Origin of the sequence: Halioglobus maricola (assembly GCF_009388985.1) — a bacterium.
Taxonomy (GTDB): Bacteria; Pseudomonadota; Gammaproteobacteria; order Pseudomonadales; family Halieaceae; genus Halioglobus; species Halioglobus maricola.
The window spans coordinates 3236595-3258483 of the sequence record NZ_CP036422.1 but is presented as its reverse complement, the minus strand read 5'-3'; the positions used below and the strand labels follow the sequence as shown (position 1 = coordinate 3258483).

Annotated in this window: 18 protein-coding genes; 13 read left to right on the top strand and 5 right to left on the bottom strand. The window is 58.8% G+C overall.

Annotation, left to right across the window (positions count from 1 at the left end):
- Positions 1–100: 100 nt before the first annotated feature.
- Positions 101–2161 carry a sodium:solute symporter family protein gene (locus tag EY643_RS14760; RefSeq protein ID WP_153239949.1) on the top strand — a complete coding sequence of 687 codons (2061 nt, stop codon included), beginning with the start codon at positions 101–103 and terminating at the stop codon, positions 2159–2161.
- 17 nt (positions 2162–2178) lie between these two features.
- Here EY643_RS14760 and EY643_RS14755 read toward each other — a convergent pair whose 3' ends face one another.
- Complete coding sequence (locus EY643_RS14755; RefSeq protein ID WP_170287407.1) at positions 2179–4095, bottom strand: beta-N-acetylhexosaminidase; 1917 nt, start codon at positions 4093–4095, stop codon at positions 2179–2181.
- 79 nt (positions 4096–4174) lie between these two features.
- Here EY643_RS14755 and EY643_RS14750 point away from each other — a divergent pair, with 79 nt between their 5' ends.
- Positions 4175–5062, top strand: a complete 888-nt coding sequence (locus tag EY643_RS14750) for a glucosamine kinase nucleotide-binding domain-containing protein (RefSeq protein ID WP_240732722.1) — start codon at positions 4175–4177, stop codon at positions 5060–5062.
- On the opposite strand, the gene nagB is transcribed toward EY643_RS14750, so the two are convergent.
- The 4 genes from nagB to EY643_RS14730 all read right to left on the bottom strand — a co-directional run bounded on the left by nagB (position 5033) and on the right by EY643_RS14730 (position 9358).
- The gene (gene nagB, locus EY643_RS14745; protein ID WP_153239946.1) at positions 5033–5830 is read right to left on the bottom strand and encodes a glucosamine-6-phosphate deaminase; all 798 of its coding nucleotides are present in this window, start codon (positions 5828–5830) and stop codon (positions 5033–5035) included. The two genes, EY643_RS14750 and nagB, sit on opposite strands and share 30 nt — an antisense overlap.
- Positions 5827–6999: an N-acetylglucosamine-6-phosphate deacetylase gene (nagA, locus tag EY643_RS14740; protein WP_153239945.1), complete on the bottom strand. Its 1173-nt coding sequence runs from the start codon at positions 6997–6999 to the stop codon at positions 5827–5829. Before nagA ends, nagB begins: the two co-directional genes overlap by 4 nt.
- Positions 6987–8015: a LacI family DNA-binding transcriptional regulator gene (locus tag EY643_RS14735; protein ID WP_205743079.1), complete on the bottom strand. Its 1029-nt coding sequence runs from the start codon at positions 8013–8015 to the stop codon at positions 6987–6989. The genes nagA and EY643_RS14735 overlap by 13 nt, the downstream gene beginning before the upstream one ends.
- A 104-nt stretch (positions 8016–8119) precedes the next feature.
- The gene (locus tag EY643_RS14730; protein WP_153239944.1) at positions 8120–9358 is read right to left on the bottom strand and encodes an MFS transporter; all 1239 of its coding nucleotides are present in this window, start codon (positions 9356–9358) and stop codon (positions 8120–8122) included.
- A gap of 353 nt (positions 9359–9711) precedes the next feature.
- On the opposite strand from EY643_RS14730, the gene EY643_RS14720 reads away from it, so the two are divergent.
- From EY643_RS14720 to EY643_RS14670, 11 genes are all read left to right on the top strand, one after another.
- On the top strand, positions 9712–11382 hold the full coding sequence (locus EY643_RS14720; RefSeq protein WP_153239942.1) for a formate--tetrahydrofolate ligase: 1671 nt from the start codon (positions 9712–9714) through the stop codon (positions 11380–11382).
- Entirely contained in the window at positions 11383–12318 is a 936-nt protein-coding gene (locus EY643_RS14715; protein ID WP_153239941.1) for a winged helix-turn-helix transcriptional regulator, read from the top strand.
- A gap of 31 nt (positions 12319–12349) precedes the next feature.
- A complete protein-coding gene (locus EY643_RS14710) occupies positions 12350–12724 on the top strand; it encodes a hypothetical protein (protein ID WP_153239940.1) in 375 nt (124 codons plus the stop codon).
- Between the two features lie 2 nt (positions 12725–12726).
- Positions 12727–13683, top strand: a complete 957-nt coding sequence (locus EY643_RS14705; RefSeq protein ID WP_153239939.1) for a threonine dehydratase — start codon at positions 12727–12729, stop codon at positions 13681–13683.
- A gap of 18 nt (positions 13684–13701) precedes the next feature.
- Positions 13702–14235 carry an SRPBCC family protein gene (locus tag EY643_RS14700; RefSeq protein ID WP_153239938.1) on the top strand — a complete coding sequence of 178 codons (534 nt, stop codon included), beginning with the start codon at positions 13702–13704 and terminating at the stop codon, positions 14233–14235.
- A 124-nt stretch (positions 14236–14359) separates the two neighbouring features.
- On the top strand, positions 14360–14803 hold the full coding sequence (locus EY643_RS14695) for an NfeD family protein (protein ID WP_153239937.1): 444 nt from the start codon (positions 14360–14362) through the stop codon (positions 14801–14803).
- Between the two features lie 13 nt (positions 14804–14816).
- Positions 14817–15815 carry an SPFH domain-containing protein gene (locus tag EY643_RS14690; protein WP_153239936.1) on the top strand — a complete coding sequence of 333 codons (999 nt, stop codon included), beginning with the start codon at positions 14817–14819 and terminating at the stop codon, positions 15813–15815.
- Positions 15812–16171 (top strand): HigA family addiction module antitoxin, encoded by a 360-nt coding sequence (locus EY643_RS14685; RefSeq protein WP_153239935.1) that lies wholly within the window; start codon positions 15812–15814, stop codon positions 16169–16171. Before EY643_RS14690 ends, EY643_RS14685 begins: the two co-directional genes overlap by 4 nt.
- A 34-nt stretch (positions 16172–16205) precedes the next feature.
- Complete coding sequence (locus EY643_RS14680) at positions 16206–18359, top strand: S9 family peptidase (RefSeq protein WP_153239934.1); 2154 nt, start codon at positions 16206–16208, stop codon at positions 18357–18359.
- A 17-nt stretch (positions 18360–18376) separates the two neighbouring features.
- Entirely contained in the window at positions 18377–19762 is a 1386-nt protein-coding gene (locus EY643_RS14675; protein WP_153239933.1) for a glycerophosphodiester phosphodiesterase family protein, read from the top strand.
- A 33-nt stretch (positions 19763–19795) separates the two neighbouring features.
- Complete coding sequence (locus EY643_RS14670; RefSeq protein WP_153239932.1) at positions 19796–21889, top strand: prolyl oligopeptidase family serine peptidase; 2094 nt, start codon at positions 19796–19798, stop codon at positions 21887–21889.

The following is a 21889-nucleotide window of genomic DNA, read 5'->3' as shown; positions in this document are numbered from 1 at the left end:
TGACGCCCCTGCAGTGGGTGACGAGTTTTCTCTGATACCCTTTAAGGGTCGGTACCAAAAGTACCGGCCCTTTTTTTTACTAAGTTGAGGTTCCCACCCAGTGCCTGAGACAGTTCTCGCTCCAATTGACTGGCTAATCATTGCCGCCATGCTCAGCTTTTCGCTGCTGGTAGGCTTCATGGTCAGGGACAGTGCCAGTGAAGGTGGGGTCGAGGGCTTCTTCACTGCCGGCCGGCGGATGAAGTGGTGGTTGCTGGGGACTTCAATTGTCGCGACTACATTCGCTTCTGATACACCGCTTGCGATTACCGGCTGGATTGCCCAGTACGGCATTGCCGGTAACTGGTTCTGGTGGGGCGGAGTGCTGGGCTCGGTGGCGATGACCGTGTTCTTTGCGCGTACCTGGCGCAACTCGGGCGTGGTGACGGATGTTGAGCTGATCGAACTGCGTTACGGCGGTAAACCAGCCGCTACCCTGCGTTCAGTGAAAGCGTTTATCAACGCTACTCTGGTGAACTGCATTATTCTCGGCTGGGTATTCGCCGGTATGTCGAAGATCTCCGAATCGTTCATGGACTGGCGCTGGCTACTTGGCCCCGGTTTCTACGATTCACTGGCTGGCGCCTATCCGGAGGTGCTGCTGTTTGGCAGCTTCGATAATACACTCACTATCGCCGTGCTGGTCGCGGTTACCCTGGCCTACTCGGCGCTCGGTGGTATGCGTGCCGTGATCATTACCGACTTGGTGCAATTTGCGTTGGCCATGGGCATGTCCATTCTGCTCACCGTTTTGGCGGTGAGCCACCTTGGCGGCCTGGACGCCATGTGGAGCGGGCTCGCCACGCTCTATCCGGCGGATGGTTCTGCGACCAGTCTTGCGGGCGAGCCCTACCTCACCCACGAGCGGGTGCGAGCTTTTGCGCCGGACTTTGGGGAGGGTGTGGTTGGCTCTCTCGGCATACCTTTTACAGCCTTTGTGCTGACCCTCGGGGTCATGTGGTGGTCCAGCGGGACGGTGGACGGTTCCGGGTTTATGGCCCAGCGCCTGTATACGGCAGCAGATGCGGGAGAAGCGGAGAAGGGCGCGCTCTGGTATAGCTTTGCCAACTTTATGTTGCGCTCCTGGCCCTGGGCCATAGCGGGTGTGGCTGCGCTGGTGATCTTTCCGCGCATGGATGTCGATCAGGCGGCACAGGACTTTAGCCTGTGTGTGCAGGACGAAGCGGTGTGTACCCAGGAGATGAGGCAGTGCCTCGACAACCGCTATCAATGTGCCATCCCCGAATACACCCTGTTAGTGCGAGAGGACGATGCCACCGCTGCTGCACCGGCGTTTCGTGAAGACCGCGAGCGCGGCTATCCGGCGCTGATTCGCGAGTTATTGCCGGCGGGATTGATGGGCCTGATGCTCGCTTCCCTGATGGCGGCGTTTATGTCCACCGTGTCTACCCATATCAACTGGGGGGCGTCCTATCTCGCCAACGACTTCTACGCCCGCTTTATCAATCGCGATGCTTCGGCAAAGCAGTTGACGAGAGTGAGCCGCCTGGCGACGCTTGTGATTGCAGCCATTGCCGTGGTGGTTGCGAGTACGGTCAAAAATATTGGCTCCATGTGGGAGCTGTACGGCGGCATGATGGCAGGCCTGGGCTTGCCTCACTTGATGCGCTGGCTGTGGTGGCGCGCCAATGCCTGGACCGAAATCGCGGGCATGCTCACCGGCTTTACCCTGGCCCTGGTGAACTACGTATCCAGTCAGCAGGGCTGGTTGCCGCCGGGGCAGATGTCGATCTTCCCTGCGTTTATGGCAAACCATGCGATTCATGTTATCTGCTGGATTTCCCTGATCGCTGCCATCGCTTCGATCGCGGCAACACTTGCCACCCCGCCGGTTGACGACGCACTGCTGCGTGAGTTCACCCGCCGCATTCGGCCTATGGGTTGGTGGGGCCGGTTTGCGGGTAACCATACCCCCGAGCGAGGGTTCGCCCAGTCGCTGCTGTACTTTGCTATGGCAGGCCTTTCTATCTATGCGGGCATGTTCGGGGTGGGGTATTTGCTGCGCCTGCAGACAGCGATGGGTGTAGGGCTGTTGCTGGTGTGTGCGGTGAGCTTGTTTATCGTGGTGCGCGGTATGGCCCGGGTTGACGCCGAGCGGTAGCAGCTGTGAACGGCGGATCAGGGCTCTTGGTCGAGTGACCTGGGCGACAGCCCCATCCCGCGCAGAGTCTCCAGTTGCGCGGCGACACGAGCGCGAAACTCCGGCCATGCCTCTCCTGCCTGCCCACACCAGCCCCACTCAGCCGTTGCCAGCAGGCGCGGAAACAACATGTATTCCAGTTTTTCGCGGCTGTTAATGAGTTCGCCCCATAAATTCGCCTGCACCCCGAGGCCACCGGCCATGCCGGCGGGGAAGGGCGGCGTCTCGTAGCTCTGGCGCAGATTAACGGTGCCGGCCCAATGCAAACCGGGCTCCGCGGGGTCATCGCTCCAGGCGAGGTCGAGATAAGCGCGGGGCGCTGCACAGCTGATGACCGGGTAACCCTGCGCCGCCACCTGCTGGATCATCTCCTCACTGCTCCACACACACATAGGTGTGCGTGTGGGGAGAATATCGCCCTGTGCGGCTTCTTCCCAGCCAACCAGGGTGCATCCCTGTGCGGCGAGAAAGTCCTGCGCATAGCGCAGTAGATGGCCCTGTAGTTGCGTTGGGCTGGTATAGCCTTCCTGCTCCATCAGTGCCTGACAGGCAGGTGAATGGCGCCACGCGCCACTCGGGACTTCGTCGCAGCCCATGTGGATTTTGTCGCCGGGGAACAAGGTGCAGATTTCTTTCAGCACTTTGTCCAGGAATTCATAGGTGCCGGGCAGGGCCGGGTTCAGCACGTTGTCGTCAAAGAACTGGACAGATTCATAGGCAGATTGATCCTCCGCTTCCCGCAACAAGTCCGGCAGGGCATGAATCGCTGCGCGACAGTGACCGGGTATGTCGATTTCCGGTACCACGGTAATACCGCGTTGTGCTGCCGCTGCTATCACGCGCTGCACATCGGTCCGACTATAAGAGCCACCGTAGGGCTCTGGGCCGCTGCCCAGCTGGGGCGACAGGGTGAGCCCGTGGCCGCGCCAGGCGCCCACTCTGGTCAGCTCGGGCAGGGCGGGTATTTCAAGGCGCCAGGCCTCATCGTCGGTAAGGTGCCAGTGAAAGTGGTTGAGCTTGTAGAGGGCCATCCAGTCCAGTACATCGATGAGGGTCTCCACCGAATGGAAGTGGCGCGCGCAATCGAGCATCAGGCCGCGGTAGCTGTAGTGTGGGCCCTCCTCGATGTTCAGTGCGGGCAGCTCGCCGGGGGTGGCATGCAGCATCTGGAGCAGGGTGGCTGCGCCGCGGCAGAAGCCCTCGGCATCCGCAGCTTGCAGCGTTGCCGGAGAAACGAGGGTGTTGAGCTCAAATGCCTCTGGCCCGAGGCCCGGGTTTTCGCTGCAAACCAGGTCGGCTTTCTCGGCGCTGTGCTGGAAGCGCCAGGACTGTCCCAACATCTGCTGGACCCACTTGAGGGCGCCTGCGCAGGTTTCGGGACCAGTCCACACCGGGATTTCTGGCCAATGGCGAACAGCGTCAGCCTGAACCGCATGCCGTGGTGTGGGCAGCAGGGTGGCGAGCGCTGGCAGTTGTTTCACGGGCTCGCTATCCAGTGGGATTTCCTTAGCTGCTGGCAGATTGTGAGTGGCCAGGGTCACGGGATAAATCGCACCTTCACTCTCCAGATAGCAGCCGGATGGCAGGTCGCTGTGGCGCTGCAGCGCAGTGGGGGCGACGAGCAGTGCCAGCTCGCAGTGGCCGCCAGGCGCCAGCACATGCTCCTGAGCAGGCCGGAGGCGGAGATGACTGCCCTCGCGCTCCAGCACCGTACCGTCGGCCGCCGTGAGCTGGCGCTGCAGGTCCATATGCAGGTGCCATTGCTGCAGGGGTATTGCCATTGGGTTGTGCAGCTTGAATGCCAGGCGCCCGGCATTGTCGGCTCGCTGTATGTCGAGGTGCAGGACCAGTGGATTCTCAGGCGTTTTTGAGGAACAAATTGACAACGTTGTCATCTCTGGGTACGTTATTTGGGACAACGTTGTCATAGATTCATCGGGAATGCAAATTTCTCGCACAACAAGAGACAGAATGATGAGTGAAACAGGCCCGCACCAGAGTCTATTTCTCGGCATTGATGGGGGCGGTACCAAGTGTCTTGGCCGCCTGGTAGATGCTTCTGGCAGGGTCCTGGGAGAGGGCCTGGCCGGCTCCGCCAATGCCTTCCAGAACCTCCAGGGCACCCGCGCCTCAATCGTGAACTGTGCCGAAGCAGCGCTGGCCAGCGCAGGCATTGCCGCCGAGCGTTTGGATGAACTGGTAGTGGTGGCCGGATTAGCCGGGGTAAACGTCCCTCGCTGCCACAGCGCGATGACGCAGTGGAGTCACCCCTTTGCCCGTTTCGAGGTGTTCACTGACATTCATATCGCCTGTGTGGCGGCCCACGGCGGCGAGGGCGCGATCATCGTGGTGGGCACAGGGTCGGTGGGCTACAACCTGGTAGACGGCAAGGGCCACAGTTACGGCGGTCATGGCTTCACTCTGGGAGATCAGGGCAGTGGGGCCTGGCTGGGCCGGCGAGCATTGCAGGCGGTGATGCTTGCGGGGGATGAGCTGGGGCCAGCGACGCAGCTCACTGGATTGGCGCAGGCGCAACTGGGTGTGTCTGGCCTTGAGGTAGTGGACGTGATGTCGGCAGCTTCCTCGAGGGAGTTCGGTGCGTTTGCGCCACTGGTGATCGCGGCCGCCGAAGAGGGCGATGAGGTCGCCCGGTCCATTCTGGACGAGGGTGCTGCCTATCTGGATGCGATGGCAATGAAGATGCTGGCTGCGGGTGCGGAGCGCTTGAGCCTGCTGGGTGGCCTCGCCAACATCATGGCGGCTCGCATGTCGAAGCCTGTAAAAGAGCGCCTGGCGCCGGCGCTGGCACAGTCGGAAGAGGGCGCTGTGCGTTTAGCCCTGCGCCTTCAGACGGGCCAGTAGGGCCTGATTCTGCTCTTCAATATGCTTGAAGAAGCCCGGGTTGGTAAGCCCTGACGCGGCCTCCTCGTCGACGATGACGACAGTGGAGGGGTGCATCTGCAGGGCGGAGGCAGGGCACCAGGCCGCTACCGGTCCCTCTACCATGGCGCGAATCGCCTCTGCCTTGCTGGCGCCAGTGGCTAACAGCACCACCAATTTGGCTTCCATGATAGTGCCGATGCCCATGGTAATGGACAACTGGGGCTGGTGCTCATCTGCGCTAAAGAAGCGCGCGTTGTCTTCTATGGTCTCGCGGGTGAGGGTTTTAACCCGTGTGCGTGAGCTCAGGCAGGAGGTGGGTTCATTGAACCCGATATGCCCATTGCGGCCTATGCCCAGCAGTTGGATGTCGATGCCCCCCGCGGCAGCGATCGCCGTCTCGTACTCGTCGCAGGCAGTGAGAGGGTTCGGCGCGTTCCCCGGTGGCACATGCGTGCGCGCCGGGTCGATATCGATATGGTCAAAAAACTCGCGGTTCATGAAATGGCGATAGCTCTGGGGGTGATCCGGCGCCAGGTCCATGTATTCGTCGAGATTAAAGCTCTGTACCTGTGCGAACGAGATATCGCCCTGCTGATTACTGCGGATTAATTCACGATAGAGACTGAGGGGTGTGGAGCCCGTCGCCAGGCCGAATACAGACGCGGGCTTTTTGCCCAGTTGCTCGCGGAAGATGTCTGCGCCGTAATGTGCGACAGCTGCTGCATCTTCCAGAATGACGACCTTCATGTGCGGGGCTCCGTTGTGGCGTGGTGTTGGTGCTGGCCAGCAACCCAGGTGTCACTGACGTTAAAATCTTCGTTGAAAGCCACGAGGTCTGCGCGATAGCCCGGTCGCAGCCGGCCGAGTTGATCGTCGAGCTTGAGGAAAGTTGCCGGATAGAGCGAGGCCATTCGCAGGCACTCGGAAAGTTCGAGGCCGACCTGGTGGTGGCTGATGCGCACGGCATCGATCAGGGCGATGGCGCTTCCCGCCAGGCTGCCCTCGGCATTGATCAGCGCACCATTGCGTACGGTGATTGTCTCGCCATAAATCTCAAAACTATCGGGCCCATCCACGGTAGCCATAGCATCGCTGACCAGTAGCAACTTGCCCGCCGCCTTGGCGCGATGGGCCGCGCGAATTGCGGCGGGGTGGACGTGATGGCCGTCAGCGATAATGCCGGCCCAGGCGTTGTCCGCGTCCAGTGCCGCGCCCACTGTGCCCGGCGCGCGCGAAGCTAAAGGGCTCATGGCATTGAACAGGTGGGTGAAGCCGCGCAGGCCCTCTGCCAGCGCTTCCTGTATGCGCTCGTAACTCGCGTCAGTGTGGCCGGCGCATAGCAGCAGTCCGGCTTCGGCGAGTGCACGCAACTGCCCGGGCTGGGTGTGTTCCGGCGCCAGGGTGAGGATCACTGGCAGGGATTGCAGGCTGCACAGCCAGGCCATGTCGGCACTGTTCAGTGGCCGAATCATGTCCGCCTTGTGGGTACCTCTGCGAGCCATGTCGAAGTGGGGGCCTTCAATATGCAGTGCCAGCACTTCTGCGGCGCCGCCGTCCCGGGCTGCGCTGACCGCCTCCGCGGCGGCCTTGAGGACTTCCGGTGTGTCGCTGATGATCGTGGGTGCAAGGCCTGTGGTGCCGAAGCGACGATGAGCGCTGGCCATGCGTATAACGCTTTCTACGCAGGGCGCGTTGTTCAGCATTACACCGCCGCCGCCATTGACCTGAATGTCGATCAGGCCAGGCGCCAGGGTAGCGTCACCGAGATCACAGTGGGCGGTGTCGCTGGGCAGCTGTCCCGCAGGAACAATCGCCTCTATTACCTCGCCGTTGAGGATCAGTCCGTGGCCTTCGAGAAACTGTTCGCCGTCGAAGATACGGCGCGCGGTAACCGTGCCGGGGTTTACGCTGGGCATGTTGAATCCCTTACCACCAGTTCGGGTTTGAACTCCAGAACCGCGGGCTTTTCGCTCTGCTTGCCTTGACGTGAGGAGCGAATGTTCTCGGTAAGAATACGCGCTGCTCCGGCCGCGATCTCGCTATTCGGCTGGTGCGCGGTGGTTAGCTTGGGCCAACTCTGGCGCGAGAAAGGGCTGTCCTCGAAACCAATAATCGACAGTTGCTGTGGCACGGCTACCTGTTGAATCCGGGCCGCAAACAGCGCGCCGGCAGCAATCTCGTCGTTGCAGGCAAAAATCGCTGTAGGTGATGCATCGAGGCCAAGTAATTTGGTCGTGCGCTCACTGCCGGAGTCGAAACTGTACTCCCCGGACAAAATCAGCTCGTCCTGGCGGGAGAGACCGGCCTCTTCCAGTGCTGCCAGATAACCCCCAAGGCGCTGTTCGCTGGAAGAGTCGCGCTCCTGATGGCCACCGAGGAATGCGATATCGCGATGGCCCAGCCCAACCAGGTACCGGGTGATGTCGAAGGCAGCGTTATAGTCGTCAATCAGGACGCAGGGGCCCTCGTATTCGGAACTGCTATCGCTGGAGAGTATGCGGACATGCGCCATATCGCGGCTGTTGAGCACGTCGATCAACTCAGCGGATTCGGAGAAGGGTGGGGTCAGCACCAGGCCAGCGATATGGCCGTTGCTGAGCAGCTTCTTCACTTCATCGATATGGTCTTCCTCTGCTGAGGACACCGGGTGGATCAACAGCTCGAAACCCTGGCGCTTGCACTCCTCGAGAATGCCGTGCTGCATCTCAACCACATAGTGGCTGTTAGGGTTGTCGTAGATAAATGCAATAAAGCTGGGGGTGCCGCGCAACTGCCGGGCAGACAGGTTCGGCTGGTAGTTGAGCTCTTCAATGGCTTTCCACACCTTGGCCTGTAATTCCTCACCCACCGAGGGTTCCCGGTTGATGACCCGGGAGACGGTTTTGAAGGAAACGCCGGCGAGTTTGGCCACGTCTTTGATGGTTGCTTTCATTGGGCGAGGCTTTATGTCAGGCTTTGACCTAATCCTACCCTGATATTCGCCTCGAGACAACGTTGTCTTGGTTTGCTTGCTGTCCAGAAAAAAGCCGCCGCCATCTACAGGGCGGCGGCAGGCTCAGGCTGCAGTGTGTCCTCTGCTTCCTCTCGACGTATACGCACCACCAGCGGGATCAGCACCAGACCCATGAGTGGGGCGAACAGCACCGCCAGGCCGATAAGCGTCGCACTTACGCCGTAGCTGTCCAGCGCGATGCCCAACACAGGCCCGGTGACGATGAAGATTCCCCGCACACCCAGGCTGACCAGAGAGTTAACGGTGGCGCGGAAGTCTCCGGGCACACGACTGTTCAGGGCTTCGTAGAATATCGTCATGGATAGCCCGCGAGATATCTGTACCGCGAAACCGCAGATAACACCCCACCAGCCAACACCGAACGCCATCCCGAAAAGCCCTAACAGCGGCAGCGCGGCAATTAACACCAGCAACTTACGGTAGCCGAGAAATTTCTCCAGCGCCTCAGCGTAGCGCGCAGCAAGGCTGACCGTCAGCGCAAATGCTGCCCAGATGTAGCCGAACCACGCCAGCGGTACGCCCTGGATTTCCCAGTATTTCTGGTAAACCCAGAATACATACACGGCCAAGAGGCCGAACACGGCGATCGCAAATGCAGTCCAGAGAACCACTGGTTTTCCAAACAACAGCAGGTCCAGAATATGCCGGGCATTGGCACCATGGTCGGTGTCGCGCGCGGTGTCCCCCGGGCGCGGCGCTTCCACGACCAGCAGGCCGAGCAGGAAAGGCGCGAAGCCGGTGAAGGCCTGCACCGTGACCACCCAGTCCATGGACCACATCAGCAACAGGCTTGCACCAATGCCTGCGGTGCCCGAGGCAGCGGCTTCCACCGAAATTAACCGGCTCAGGGATTTGCTTGCACCGGCACCTCGTTTGCCAATTTTGCGAAGATACACCTCCGTGTCGTACAGCAAGGCGAGGTCCGCTCCGGATATCAGGCTGAAGCCCACGCCCAGAATCGCTTCGTAGATGAGGAAGTCGACAAAGGTGTCCGCCCACAGCAACGAGAGGAAACCCAATGCGTTCAGGCCAGAGCCGAGCAGAATGGCATTGCGTCGGCCCCAGATGTCCGCAACATAACCGGAGGGAACTTCGCACAGCGCGATAGTGAGTGCGAACAGTGCCTGGGTTTGCAGCACCTCGCTCATGCTGAGGCCGTGTCCCTGCAACAGTGGCACGAACACAGGTACGACCACCAGGAAGCCCTGGAAGAACCCCATGAGGTAGATTGCCTTGATATTGTTTTCGAGTGACCTTTTCACGGTTCCTATCCCTAGTAGTGGGAGAACCCTGTCGAAGATCTTTTTTAGTAGATAGAAAAAAGGCCTCCGGAATCAGGGTTCTCGGAGGCCTTTTTTAAATTCTTGATTAACTCAAGTGCTTCCTCAAACCATCCTGCGTGTCCATAGACACACGGGCGCGACGGCATGCATGCCGCTGCGTTTTTCCGAATATGTCTGAGTGAGGATGGTCATCAATCTGCCTTTTTCGCACAGCTTGTGCTGCGCTCTGAATTAAGCGCCTATACTGCGCCTGTACTTGAGCTTGGTCAATGGAACGCCAGCCATCTGTGAAATAGTTACGGGGTTGGAATAATAAGTAGAGGAGAACGGCCATGCAGAGCGATATCGAAATTGCCCGCGACGCAAACATAAAACCTATCGTAGAAGTAGCCGCTGAGCTGGGAATAGAGGGTGAACATCTCGTGCCCTACGGCCACAGCAAGGCCAAACTGGGTATGGATTATGTTGCCTCGCTTGCGGATAGGACCAAGGGGAAGTTGGTACTGGTGACTGCCATGAGCCCCACACCCGCGGGTGAAGGCAAGACAACGGTTGCCATTGGCCTGACCGATGCCATGAACCAACGCGGCAAACGTGCGTCTGTTTGTCTGCGCGAACCCAGCCTTGGGCCTTGTTTCGGTCTCAAGGGAGGTGCCGCGGGCGGCGGCTTTGCGCAGGTGGTACCCATGGAGGATATCAATCTGCATTTCACTGGCGATATGCACGCGATCGGCGCCGCCCACAACCTGCTCGCCGCGATGATCGATAACTATATCCACTGGAGCAACGAGGTTCGCCTGGACCTGCGCCGTGTTACCTGGCGGCGGGTGGTGGACATGAATGACCGCCAGTTGCGGCAGATCATTACCGGCGCCGGCGGCCCCGCCAACGGGTTTCCGATGGAGGGCGGGTTCGACATTACCGTGGCTTCTGAAGTGATGGCGATCTTTTGTCTCGCCCGCAATTTGCAGGATTTGCAGCAGCGCCTGGGGCGAATCCTGATTGGTTATACTCGCGACAAGGAACCGGTCACCGCTGCCCAGGTGCAGGCCCCCGGGGCAATGACCGCGCTGTTGCGAGACGCTCTGGCTCCCAACCTGGTGCAGACGCTGGAGAATAACCCCGCGTTTGTTCACGGCGGGCCCTTTGCCAATATCGCGCACGGCTGCAACTCGGTGATCGCCACCGAGACAGCGCTGCGTTTGTCCGACTACGTTGTTACTGAGGCAGGTTTCGGTGCTGACCTTGGGGCTGAGAAGTTCTTCAACATCAAATGTCGCAAGTCGGGCCTGGCGCCGGATGCTGTCGTCATCGTAGCGACTGTGCGCGCTTTGAAGATGCACGGCGGTGTGGCGCGCAGTGCCCTGGAGGCTGAAAATCTCGATGCCCTGCAGACGGGGTTAGAGAACCTCGGCAGGCATATTCGCAATGTCGGTCAGTACGGCGTGCCGATGACCGTGGCGATCAATCAGTTTGCTTCTGACACAGCTGCCGAGATTAAACTGGTACAGGATTATGTCGGCGAACGAGGCTTGGAAGCACACCTCTGTAACCACCATGCTCAAGGGGGTGCCGGTGCTACTGATCTGGCCGATGCGGTGGCACAGCTGGCAGACAGCGGCCAATCCCAGTTTCGCACGCTATACGATGACGATATGCCCCTGTGGGGAAAAGCCAGAACGGTGGCGCGCCAGATGTACGGCGCGGACGATCTTGAGGCGGACCAGAAAATCCGCGACCAGTTTGAGCTTTTCGAACAGCAGGGATATGGCCACTTTCCAGTGTGTATGGCCAAGACACAATACAGTTTCTCCACGGATCCGGCCCTGATGGGTGCGCCGAGTAATCACCGGGTAAAAGTACGTGAAGTGTCGCTGGCGACCGGTGCTGAGTTCCTTGTTGTGGTCTGTGGCGATATCATGCGTATGCCGGGTTTGCCCCGGGTGCCTGCCGCCAACAATATTTCTGTCAATGCGCGGGGACAGATCGAAGGATTGTTTTGAATGGCTGAACTTATTACGCGGGCCAGTTCCATTAACCGCGCCCTGGACCAGATCGGTGACAAGTGGTGCCTGCTGATTATCCAGGAAGTCTTGTGGGGCATTAATACTTTCAACGAAATGATGGAGGCTATGGGTGTCTCTCGCGGCGTGTTGTCCAATCGCCTGAAATGGATGCAGGAGATCGATTGCCTGCGCCGTGAGACTGACGACGCTGGCCGTAAACCGACTTACCACCTCACCAGCAAATCCATCGACCTCTACGATTGCGCCTTGATGGCTAATCGCTGGGAGCGGAATTGGTTCGATAACCCGCAGCTGGACACCGTCGAGCTTGTGCACCTGAAATGCGGCAAAGTCTTTCAGCCGGAGATGCAGTGCGGCAGCTGCCGAGAGCAGGTTGTGTTTGGCGAGGTCACTTATAAGCCAGGCCCCGGCGCAACACGTGATGTGCGCGAAAAGAAAGTGCGACGGCGGTCTTCCATTGACAGTTCGGAGATTCCCAGTAAGCGCGCGCTCTATCGAAACCTGATCAATCTGGTGGGTGATCGCTGGACGGCGAATGTCATCGCGCTGGCCTATCACGGCATCACGCGCTTCGAGGAATTTCACCGGGAGCTGCCGGTCGCGACCAATATTCTTGCTGACCGCCTCCGCCTGTTGGTGGAGCAGGGCGTGTTTGTGCAAGTGGAATATCAGCAGCGGCCCATGCGGCAGGAGTACCAGTTAACTGACAAGGGGCGCGATCTTTTTCCGTGGTTCCTGGCCCTGTTGCAATGGGGCGACAAGTGGTGTGATGCAAAAGCCGGTGGCGCTCCCATGTTGGTCAACCATGTAAACTGTGGCAAGCGCGTGCGAGCCCGCGTCTGTTGCAACGAATGCGGCGAGCACTTGATCGCCCATCAAGTAGAATTCACTCTCAATGGCCAGGTGATGTAGCCGGGCCTGAATGTATATCGAGGTTACCCATATGATGAAGTACTCCATGATTGCGACGGTCGTATTCGCGCTGTCCTCCACGCTCGCCCAGGCCGATGAACTCACCGACGCTGCCAATCAGGTGTGTGAAAAAGTGAAGCAGTGCACCCTGTCGCAAATTGACCAATCGCAAATGACACCGGAAATACGCGCCATGATGGAGCCCATGATTAACGGCATGTGCGACGCCATGCGCGCAGGCGTTAAGGAAGTGCCCAACAATCACGAGTTGTACCAGCCAGCCGTGGCCTGCATGCGCAGCATGGCCGAACTCAGCTGCGAGGATTACCAGAACGAAGAGAGCTTCCAGACCCCTGCGTGCACGGATTACGCAGAGCGGGCGGAAAAGGCGATGGCTGACGAATAAGCATGGCGGAATTTTCTCTCGAGGAGCTCGAGGCAGCGGCGGCGCTTGTCTATCCGCACATGCAGGCAAGCCCGTTATTGCGTTGGCCGCTGCTGGATAGCCGTCTGGGTTGCGAGGCCTGGGTGAAACATGAGAATCACAATCCTACCGGTGCTTTCAAGGTACGCGGTGGTCTTGTCTATCTGCAGCGTTTGCAAGAGCGCGAGCCCGATTGCCCAGGCGTGGTGACGGCCACTCGCGGCAATCACGGCCAGAGTATCGCGCTTGCAGCGCGCCTGGTGGGCCTGCGTGCAGTGGTAGTTGTGCCCGAAGGGAACAGCGAGTCGAAGAACCGGGCGATGGAAGCGCTGGGTTGTGAATTGGTGGTGCATGGCCGCGATTTCGATGTGGCGGTAGAGCATTCCCTGCACTTGGAGCAGGAGCAGGGCCTGCATCGCATTCCGTCATTCCATGCCGATCTGGTGTGTGGTGTGGGCAGTTACGCACTGGAAATGTTTCGCGCTCAGCCGACGCTTGAGCGCGTGTATGTGTCCATCGGGCTCGGTTCCGGGATCTGCGGCGTGATCAGTGCCCGCGACGCTCTGGGTTTGAACACCGAGGTGATCGGTGTGGTCTCCAGTGAGGCCACCTGCTACCAGCAGTCCCTGGCAGCGGGTGAGTGTGTCAGTACCGCCAGTGCAAATACCCTCGCCGACGGGATGGCTGTTCGCGTACCTAATCCGGAGGCACTGGCCATGATGCAGGGCAGTGTCTCGCGTATTGTCGCCGTGACTGACGATGAGGTTAAAGCGGCGATGTCTCACTATTTTGAGGACACGCACAATATCGCCGAGGGCGCGGGAGCCGCTGCCCTGGCCGCCGCATTGAGTGAGCGCGAGGACAACGCCGGTCGCAAGTTGGGCCTGGTGCTCACCGGCGGCAATGTCGATTCCGTGCTATACCAACAGGTGTTGCCCTGACAGTCCGAGACACGAAGTATGAGATCTTCCTGGTTCAAGCAAGCACTGCTTGCCCTCATTTTTTTGATTTCACCTGGAGCGTTCGCTGAAGTCGTTGCGGTCGGGGACTCGGGTTTCCATATCCGGGTGCAGGTGGATCTGCCGGTTTCCAAGGATGCTGCCTGGGAGCAATTCATCCACCCGGAGCGCTGGTGGAGCGAAGGACATACCTGGTTTGGCAGTCGCAAAAACTTCAGCCTGGATCCGGTGGCGGGGGGCTGCTTCTGCGAAATTCTAGGCGACAAATCAGTGCTTCACCTGACCGTCTCCACTGTGGTGCCGGGAGAGAAAATAATCATGCTGGGTGGCCTCGGGCCACTGCAGGCACTTGGCCTCAGCGGCCCGGCGGTGTTCACCTTTGCAGACCTGGGCGATGGGCGAACCCGGGTGGTGCACGATTACCGTGTCACAGGTTTTACCCAAATGAATCTTGAAGAACTCGCCCCCATCGTTGCCGGGGTTCAGCAGGAGCAGCTCGACAGCCTGGCGGCGAGTCTTGAGGTTCAGGACTGATCGTCATATCTGAATGGGCGGCATTTTCTGTCCCGGACGTGCTGCACCCCCAATCTTTGATTTGACATTAACCGTGTTTTCATGGATTACTCTTACATGAGCAATATGTAAGGGTAGTGCGAGTATGGAAACGAGCGGCTTTGAACTGTGGCATCTCTGGCTGATAGTCGGCGCGGTACTGTTGACTGCTGAAATTCTGGTGCCTGGATTTGTTCTCGCCGGGCTGGGTTTTGCCGCCATGGTGGCCGGTATCGCCCAGCTCATCACCGGTAGCACCGGTTGGGCGCTGGCGGCTTTCTCTGCCGGCGCGTTGGTGTTCTTCTTCGGCATACGCCCCCTCGCCCTGAAAACTTTTATGGATGACAAGCCCTCTCCCTTTGGGGTCAACGCAATGATTGGCAAGCGTGTCACGATCAGCGACAGCCCCGACATGGGCGGCGATTTGCAAACCACGTTTCGCGACACCCATTGGAATGTTCAATCGGCCGACGATCTTATGGAAGGGGACGAGGCTGAAATTATTGAGGTTAAATCCACTGTGCTGGTGGTGAAGCGCATTAACCGTTAACGGAGTAACAGATATGACTGAAGCAGTAATGGTAGTAATTGCCGCGATCGGGGTGTTCGTTGTCACCCTTTTGGTCAAGGGCATTCGCATTGTGCCGGAGCAGTCGGCGGTGATGATCGAGCGTCTGGGTAAGTTTCGCACCCAGCTGGATGCGGGTCTTAACATTATCATTCCAGTAATAGACAAGCCCCGCAGTGTGCCCTGGCGCACCACGGTGAAAGATGCCGGCCAGAAATTCTATGTGGTATCGAATATCACTAACCTGGACCTGCGTGAGCAAGTGTATGACTTTCCCAGCCAGTCGGTGATTACCCGTGACAATGTGGGTATTCAGGTAGATGCGGTGGTGTATTTCCAGATCACGCATCCGCAGAAATCTGTCTACGAGATCTCCAACTTGCCTATTGCGCTGGAGACGCTGACCCAGACCACTTTGCGGAACGTGATCGGCGAAATGGATTTGGATGACACGCTCACTTCCCGCGAGACCATTAACGCCAGCCTCGTGGAAACCATCGATGGCGCGGCTCAGGCCTGGGGTGTAAAGGTGAATCGGGTGGAAGTGCAGGACATTACACCGCCGCAGGATGTGTTGGCTTCAATGGAGCAGCAGATGAAGGCCGAGCGTGAGCGCCGCGCGCGTGTGACCGAGGCTGAGGGCTTTAAGAGCGCTGCGGTGCTGCGCGCAGAGGGTGAACGCGATGCCCGTATCGCCGAGGCCGACGGTGAAAGAGAAGCGGCCATCCGCGAGGCGGAAGGTGCGGCCCAGGCTATCGAACGACTTGCCGATGCCGAGAAAGCCAAGTTACAGCGAGTGCAGGAAGCCTTGGGTGATACCACGGGCGATTACCTGATCGGTATGCGCTATATGCAGACCCTCGACCAGATGGCTGGCAACCAGAACGTAGTGTGGATGCCGCACTCCGCTACCGACCTGGGCTCGTTTATTGGCGGCTACAAAGCCCTGCTGGGGACGGCGCCAGATGCGCCGAAAACACCTGAGGCCACATGAGCAAGCACACGGTCCATCCCGGCAGCCTGATCCCCGCGCTCATTCTTGAGCCAGCGGGAATCTCCCAGTCCATGCTCGCCCGCCAGTTGGGTTTTAATCAGCCGCAGCCGGTGAACGAGTTGGTCAAAGGCAAACGGGGTATTACGCCTAAGATGGCATTGCTACTCGAGCGCGCCACTGACGGTGAGTACAGTGCCGAGTTCTGGCTGCTGGCCCAACTGCGCTGGGAGCTCGATCAAGCTCGCCGCGAAATGCCGCGCACCCGCCTGGCCATGGTAGAGGCAGTGGAGGCTGAAGCAGCCTCCAATGGTGATTGGGATTCACTGCTTGAGTTGAGTGCCCAACTTCGCGCATGATGGCGCTTTAAGAAACCCTGGCCTGACTCCATCTATGTACAAGACACTTTCTGCAGTGCTGCTGGCACTGCCACTTATCTCTGCTTGCCAAAATATGTCTGACACCGAAGCCCTTACCAGCCCTCCGTCTGCGGATGTCCGCCCTACCGAGCGGAACTACCACGGTATCACCCTGCACGACGATTATTTCTGGCTTAAAGACCCGTCTTATCCCGAGACTGACGACGAGGATGTGCTGGACTATCTCAAGGCCGAGAACAACTGGTACGCGCAGCAGATGGCACCGCGTCACGAGTTGGTCGAGACCCTCTTTGAAGAAATGAAAGGGCGCATGGAAGAGGACCTCGCCGAGGTGCCTTGGGTTGATGGTGGCTACGAATACCGCTGGCGCTATATCCCGGGTTCCGAGTACAAGCTGTGGGAGCGCCGCGCGCTGGATTCGGATCAGTATGTCACGATCCTCGACGAGGCGAAGGAAGCTGAGGGCCGGGAATTTTTCTCCCGCGGGAACTTCAGGATCAGCCCCGACGGCAAGCGCCTGGCCTGGAGCGCAGATTTCAATGGCTCCGAGCGCGAGCGCCTGATTGTCGATGACCTCGTCTCAGGCGAACGTTTTGATGATGGTCTCGAACGGGTTGCAGCCAGTGACCTGGCGTGGGCGGCGGACGGCGAGTCGCTGTATTACGGGGAAGTCGAGGAGGAGAGCTGGCACACACTCAGGGTTAAGCAGCATGTGATAGGCACGCCTGCCAGTGCGGACCGCGAAATCTTCTACAATCCCGACCGTGGGCAGTTTCTCAGTCTCAGAGAGAGCACGTCGCGTGAATATGTCCTGATTACCATGGACAATCGCACCACCACCTATACCTACCAATTTTCCACGGCGGCCAGCGATGCGAAGCCTGCACTGGTGAGCCCAATCCGTGAAGGTGTGCGCTATTTCGCTGACCACGCCAATGGCCAATTCTATATCCGTACAAACGACCAGCATGTGAATTTTCGCATCGTCACAGCGCCCGAATCTGACCCGGAGCAGGGCAACTGGAAAAACCTCTTTCCCCCGTCCGACGATGTCTATTACCGCGACTTTGTCATTTTCCGCGATTTTGTCGCGGTGGAAGAAACCTCTGAAGGCCTCAGCCGTGTGCGGGTTCGCACCAATGCCGGCGACGAACACTATGTGAGCTTTGCTGAGGACGTTTACACCGCTTCGATTGGCACCAATTCAGACATCAATTCCCAGTTTCTGCGCGTGAACTACCAGTCGATGATTACGCCCAAGACGGTGTACGACTACAACCCGGTGAAGAAAAACCTGGCAGAGCGGCGTCAGCAAAAGATCCCCAGTGGCTACGACAAGTCACGGTATGTCACCAGCCGCATCTGGGTGCCCGCGCGAGACGGGGTTCAAGTGCCGGTATCCATAGTGCATCACAAAGACGTGAAGATGGATGGCAATGCACCTGTCTTGCTCTACGGTTACGGCGCTTACAGTCATACGATTGACCCAACCTTTTCGACCCTGCGCTCCAGCCTGCTTGACCGCGGCGTGATCTGGGCGATCGCCCATATCCGCGGCGGCAGCGCAATGGGCTATCAATGGTACCTGGATGGCAAGCTGGAGAAGCGGACCAATACCTTCAACGATTTTGTCGACGTGAGTCGTTATCTGATCGACAACAAATATACCAATCCCGATCGCCTGGCGATCATGGGTGGCAGTGCGGGTGGCGAACTGGTGGGTGCAGCGATTATCCAGGCACCCGAGTTGTATCAGGCGGCGATTCTGGCGGTGCCCTTTGTCGACGTGCTAAACACCATGCTGGATGACACCCTGCCACTGACGCCCCCAGAGTGGCTGGAGTGGGGCAACCCGATCGAATCGAAGGACGCCTTTGAGCTGATCCAGTCTTACAGCCCTTACGACAATATTGAAGCTCGCGACTACCCGGCGATGATGGTCTCTGGTGGTATCAATGACCCGCGAGTCACTTACTGGGAACCCGCCAAGTGGACTGCGAAAATGCGCGCCCTGAAAACTGATGACAACGAGCTGATCATGAAGATCAATATGGGCGCGGGCCACAAGGGCAAGACGGGTCGCTATGCATCCCTGTACGAATGGGCGGAGGAATATTCGTTCATATTGACGCAACTCGGTGTTGAGACACCCAATGCCTCGCACTGATTTTTACGGAGTCCAAGTTGATTAGTTTTAAATCTCTCGGGTTGGGCATCGCCTGCATCGCCGCGCCGCTGCTGGTGGGTTGTTCCGACAGCAACCCGCGGCCCGCGGTCGATCCTTCCCTGCTCAGTGTTATGCCGGTGGCCTACCCCGAGGGCGCGCCAGGGGAAATGCCGGTGCTCACATTCCGCGCCATGCTGGATGTTCCCCAGCCCCGGGATGTCACCCTGAATTACAGCACGGTAGCGCAGACGGCCACAGATGGGGATGACTACCTGCACACCTCGGGGGAGGTGGTGATTACCGCAGGTACGCTGGCAGCCTCGATCCCGGTTGAGTTATTTGGCGACGCCGATGAAGAGCCCGCTGAAACCTTTGCCCTGGAGCTGTCGGTGGCTGGTAACGCGAGGCTCTATTCCGAGACGACCACGGGCACGATCTCGAACGACGATACGGCCTGCGATGCCCCTTACAGCTATACCGAAAACCCCTGGCGTGTGTACGGTGCGGATCCGCTCAACTATGCGCACCGGGGTGGTGTGATTGATTTCCCTGAGAACACCCTGTTCGCCTACGGCGAAGTGGCACTGGCGGGAGCGGACGTTCTGGAGATGGATGTCTACCAGACGGCCGATAATCAGCTGGTGGTATTGCACGATCTCGATGTGGACCGCACCACCAATGGCACGGGCATGGTTGTTGACCTTACCCTGGCCGAACTGCGCCAATTGGATGCTGCCTACTGGTTTGTGCCGGGCGAGGGTACGCCCCACGACCGACCCGACGAGGACTATGTTTATCGCGGTGTAGCCACCGGCGATATTCCGCCCCCCCCGGGCTATAGCGCTGAGGACTTTCGCATACCCACACTGGAGGAGGCGCTGCAGCGCTTCCCTCACAAGCTGCTCAATGTGGAGCTGAAGCCCGATGTGGATGGACAGGGTGATTACGAGAGCCAGATCGCAGAGGTGCTGCAACGTTACGGTCGCCAGACCGATGTCATTGCGGCGTCGTTTGTGGATGATGCTGCGATGACATTCAAGGCTGTTGCTCCCTGCGTGCACACCTCTATCCCCCTGAACCAGGGTTCGGCGCTGGTGCTGGGTGCACTCGGCGATGGCGTAATACCTCCCGTGCCCGAGCATGTGGCTTTCCAGGTGCCACCAGACACCAGTCAGATCACCGGCCCGGGCCAGTTGCCTGAGGATTTCTTTCTTGAGGTAGTCACCGATGACTTCGTCTCAGATGCTCACGCTGCGAATCTCGCGGTACAGGTGTGGACGATTAATACCTGTGAGGAAATGCTGCGCATGATGGCATTCGGAGTGGATGCCATCATGACAGACCGGCCGATTCTATTGGAAGAACTGCTCAATACCCCGGCCGATCAGCGCAGTTGCGAGTAATACCCGGCACTGTGCAATAACAGGGAGCATTCCATGACGTTCAAACCTCTGCTGCTGGCCGCTGTGCTGGTGGTGCCGATTGTGGTGACCGCGAATGAAGATCCCTTTATCTGGCTGGAAGATGTCCAGGGTGAGAAAGCCCTGGCCTGGGTAGAAAAGCAAAATGCGGTGTCCACCAAGCGGTTGATGGCCGAGCCGGCCTACCAGCAGGCCTATGACGCCACGTTAGAGATTCTTGATTCAGATGATCTTATTCAGACCCCTATCCCGGTGGGTGATGACATTTACAACTATCACCAGAGCGAAGCTCACCCGCGCGGGATTCTGCGCCGTACCAGCAGTGCTGCCTACCGCGCGAACAAGCCCGAGTGGGAAACGGTGCTCGACCTGGATGCTCTCTCTGCAGAGGAAGATCGTCCCTGGGTGTACAAGGAGATGGAGTGTTTTGCACCTGCCAACAAGCGCTGCCTGTTGAAGCTTTCCCCCGGCGGGAGTGACGCATCTCAGATACGCGAATTTGATCTGGAAACGAAGACCTTTGTCAAAGGCGGGTTGCACCTGCCCACGGCCAAGAGTGACGTTGAGTGGATTGATGAAGACAGCTGGTTGATCGGCACCGACTGGGGCGAAGGTAGCCTCACTGTCTCCACCTTGCCGCGCCAGCTCAAAGTGCTTAGACGCGGCCAGGATCTGGCGGACGCCGAGTTGCTGTTCGAGGTAGGCCGGGAGGATGTCGTCGCGTATGGTCGCCCAGCATATACCAGCAGCAAGACCTACTTTGTGCTTACTCGCGCTATCGATTTTTTCAACGGCGAGCAGTTTATTTGGGATGGCGAAGAAGTTCACAAGCTCGCGCTGCCCCAGAACATACAGATTCTTGCTTTTTTCGGCGACGAGTTGATCCTCAAAGTGCCTCGGGAATGGTCCGTTGCCGGCACAACCTTTGCCATGGGTTCACTGGTCTCGGTACATATCGAGCAATTGCTTGCAGGTAAGATTGCGCCAACCCTACTGTTCACGCCATCTGAGCGCGTCTCGCTGGACTGGATTCATGCATTGAATGGTGAACTCTTCTACGCCACCCTGGATAATGTGACCAGCCGTCTGTATCGAGCGAACCGCAGCAGTACGGGTTGGGAATCCAGCGCAATCGAGTTGCCCGGACTGGGAGTGGCTTCCAGCCCCTTCACTTGCAGGTGTCCCTCGGAGACTCTCAGTTACGACCACGATGTGCTCTACTACCTGTACGAGGACTTCCTGTCGCCCGACACGATGTATTACACCCGCGGCGATGCGAAGCCTTCGAAGTTGAAGCAAATGAAAGCCCTCTATGACACCGAAGGCCTCGAAGTTCGACAGCTGCAGGCTACCTCTGCCGATGGCACCCAAATCCCTTACTTTCTGGTAGGCCCGGAGAAGCAGCCCAGCGATGGCAATTCCCCCGTGCTGCTGCTCGCCTACGGCGGTTTTGCAATCAGTAAAACGCCTTTCTATAGCGGTATTTTTGGCAAGTCCTGGATGGAGCGCGGTGGGGTATTGGCGTTGGCCAATATCCGCGGCGGTGGCGAGTTTGGCCCAGCCTGGCATCAGGCAGCGGTGCAGGAAAACCACATGAAGAACTTCGAGGACTTGATCGCAGTCGGCGAAGACCTTGTTGCGCGCAAGATCACCGCACCTGAACATCTCGGCATTCGCGGGGGTTCCCAGGGTGGCCTGCTGATGGGCGGCTCGCTGATGTTGCGCCCGGACCTGTTCGGCGCGGTCATCAGCCAGATACCGCTACTGGATATGCAGCGCTATACCAAGCTGCTCAACGGCGCGAGTTGGATCTCCGAATACGGTGACCCTGACAAGCCGGAGGAATGGGCTTACATCAAGACCTGGTCGCCCTACCATCTGGTGAATAAGGACAAGGACTATGGCGAGCCCTTCTTCTGGACCACGACTCGGGACGACAGGGTACACCCCGGCCACGCTCGCAAGATGGTGGCAAAGCTGCAGAGCCAGGGTCACCCCGTGCTCTACTTTGAGAACACCGAGGGCGGCCACGGGAAGGGTTCGACCAACGCGCAGCGAGCCCGGTCGTATGCCCTGGAGTTCGCCTATCTGTGGAGTAAGCTGAAGTAG

What these genes read in the sequence shown, in the direction of transcription:
- EY643_RS14755 (WP_170287407.1), bottom strand. Translation starts at nt 4,095, where the DNA reads ATGACAACGTTGTCAATTTGTTCCTCAAAAACGCCTGAGAATCCACTG.
- EY643_RS14750 (WP_240732722.1), top strand. Translation starts at nt 4,175, where the DNA reads ATGAGTGAAACAGGCCCGCACCAGAGTCTATTTCTCGGCATTGATGGG.
- nagB (WP_153239946.1), bottom strand. Translation starts at nt 5,830, where the DNA reads ATGAAGGTCGTCATTCTGGAAGATGCAGCAGCTGTCGCACATTACGGC.
- nagA (WP_153239945.1), bottom strand. Translation starts at nt 6,999, where the DNA reads ATGCCCAGCGTAAACCCCGGCACGGTTACCGCGCGCCGTATCTTCGAC.
- EY643_RS14735 (WP_205743079.1), bottom strand. Translation starts at nt 8,015, where the DNA reads ATGAAAGCAACCATCAAAGACGTGGCCAAACTCGCCGGCGTTTCCTTC.
- EY643_RS14720 (WP_153239942.1), top strand. Translation starts at nt 9,712, where the DNA reads ATGCAGAGCGATATCGAAATTGCCCGCGACGCAAACATAAAACCTATC.
- EY643_RS14715 (WP_153239941.1), top strand. Translation starts at nt 11,383, where the DNA reads ATGGCTGAACTTATTACGCGGGCCAGTTCCATTAACCGCGCCCTGGAC.
- EY643_RS14710 (WP_153239940.1), top strand. Translation starts at nt 12,350, where the DNA reads ATGATGAAGTACTCCATGATTGCGACGGTCGTATTCGCGCTGTCCTCC.
- EY643_RS14705 (WP_153239939.1), top strand. Translation starts at nt 12,727, where the DNA reads ATGGCGGAATTTTCTCTCGAGGAGCTCGAGGCAGCGGCGGCGCTTGTC.
- EY643_RS14700 (WP_153239938.1), top strand. Translation starts at nt 13,702, where the DNA reads ATGAGATCTTCCTGGTTCAAGCAAGCACTGCTTGCCCTCATTTTTTTG.
- EY643_RS14695 (WP_153239937.1), top strand. Translation starts at nt 14,360, where the DNA reads ATGGAAACGAGCGGCTTTGAACTGTGGCATCTCTGGCTGATAGTCGGC.
- EY643_RS14690 (WP_153239936.1), top strand. Translation starts at nt 14,817, where the DNA reads ATGACTGAAGCAGTAATGGTAGTAATTGCCGCGATCGGGGTGTTCGTT.
- EY643_RS14685 (WP_153239935.1), top strand. Translation starts at nt 15,812, where the DNA reads ATGAGCAAGCACACGGTCCATCCCGGCAGCCTGATCCCCGCGCTCATT.
- EY643_RS14680 (WP_153239934.1), top strand. Translation starts at nt 16,206, where the DNA reads ATGTACAAGACACTTTCTGCAGTGCTGCTGGCACTGCCACTTATCTCT.
- EY643_RS14670 (WP_153239932.1), top strand. Translation starts at nt 19,796, where the DNA reads ATGACGTTCAAACCTCTGCTGCTGGCCGCTGTGCTGGTGGTGCCGATT.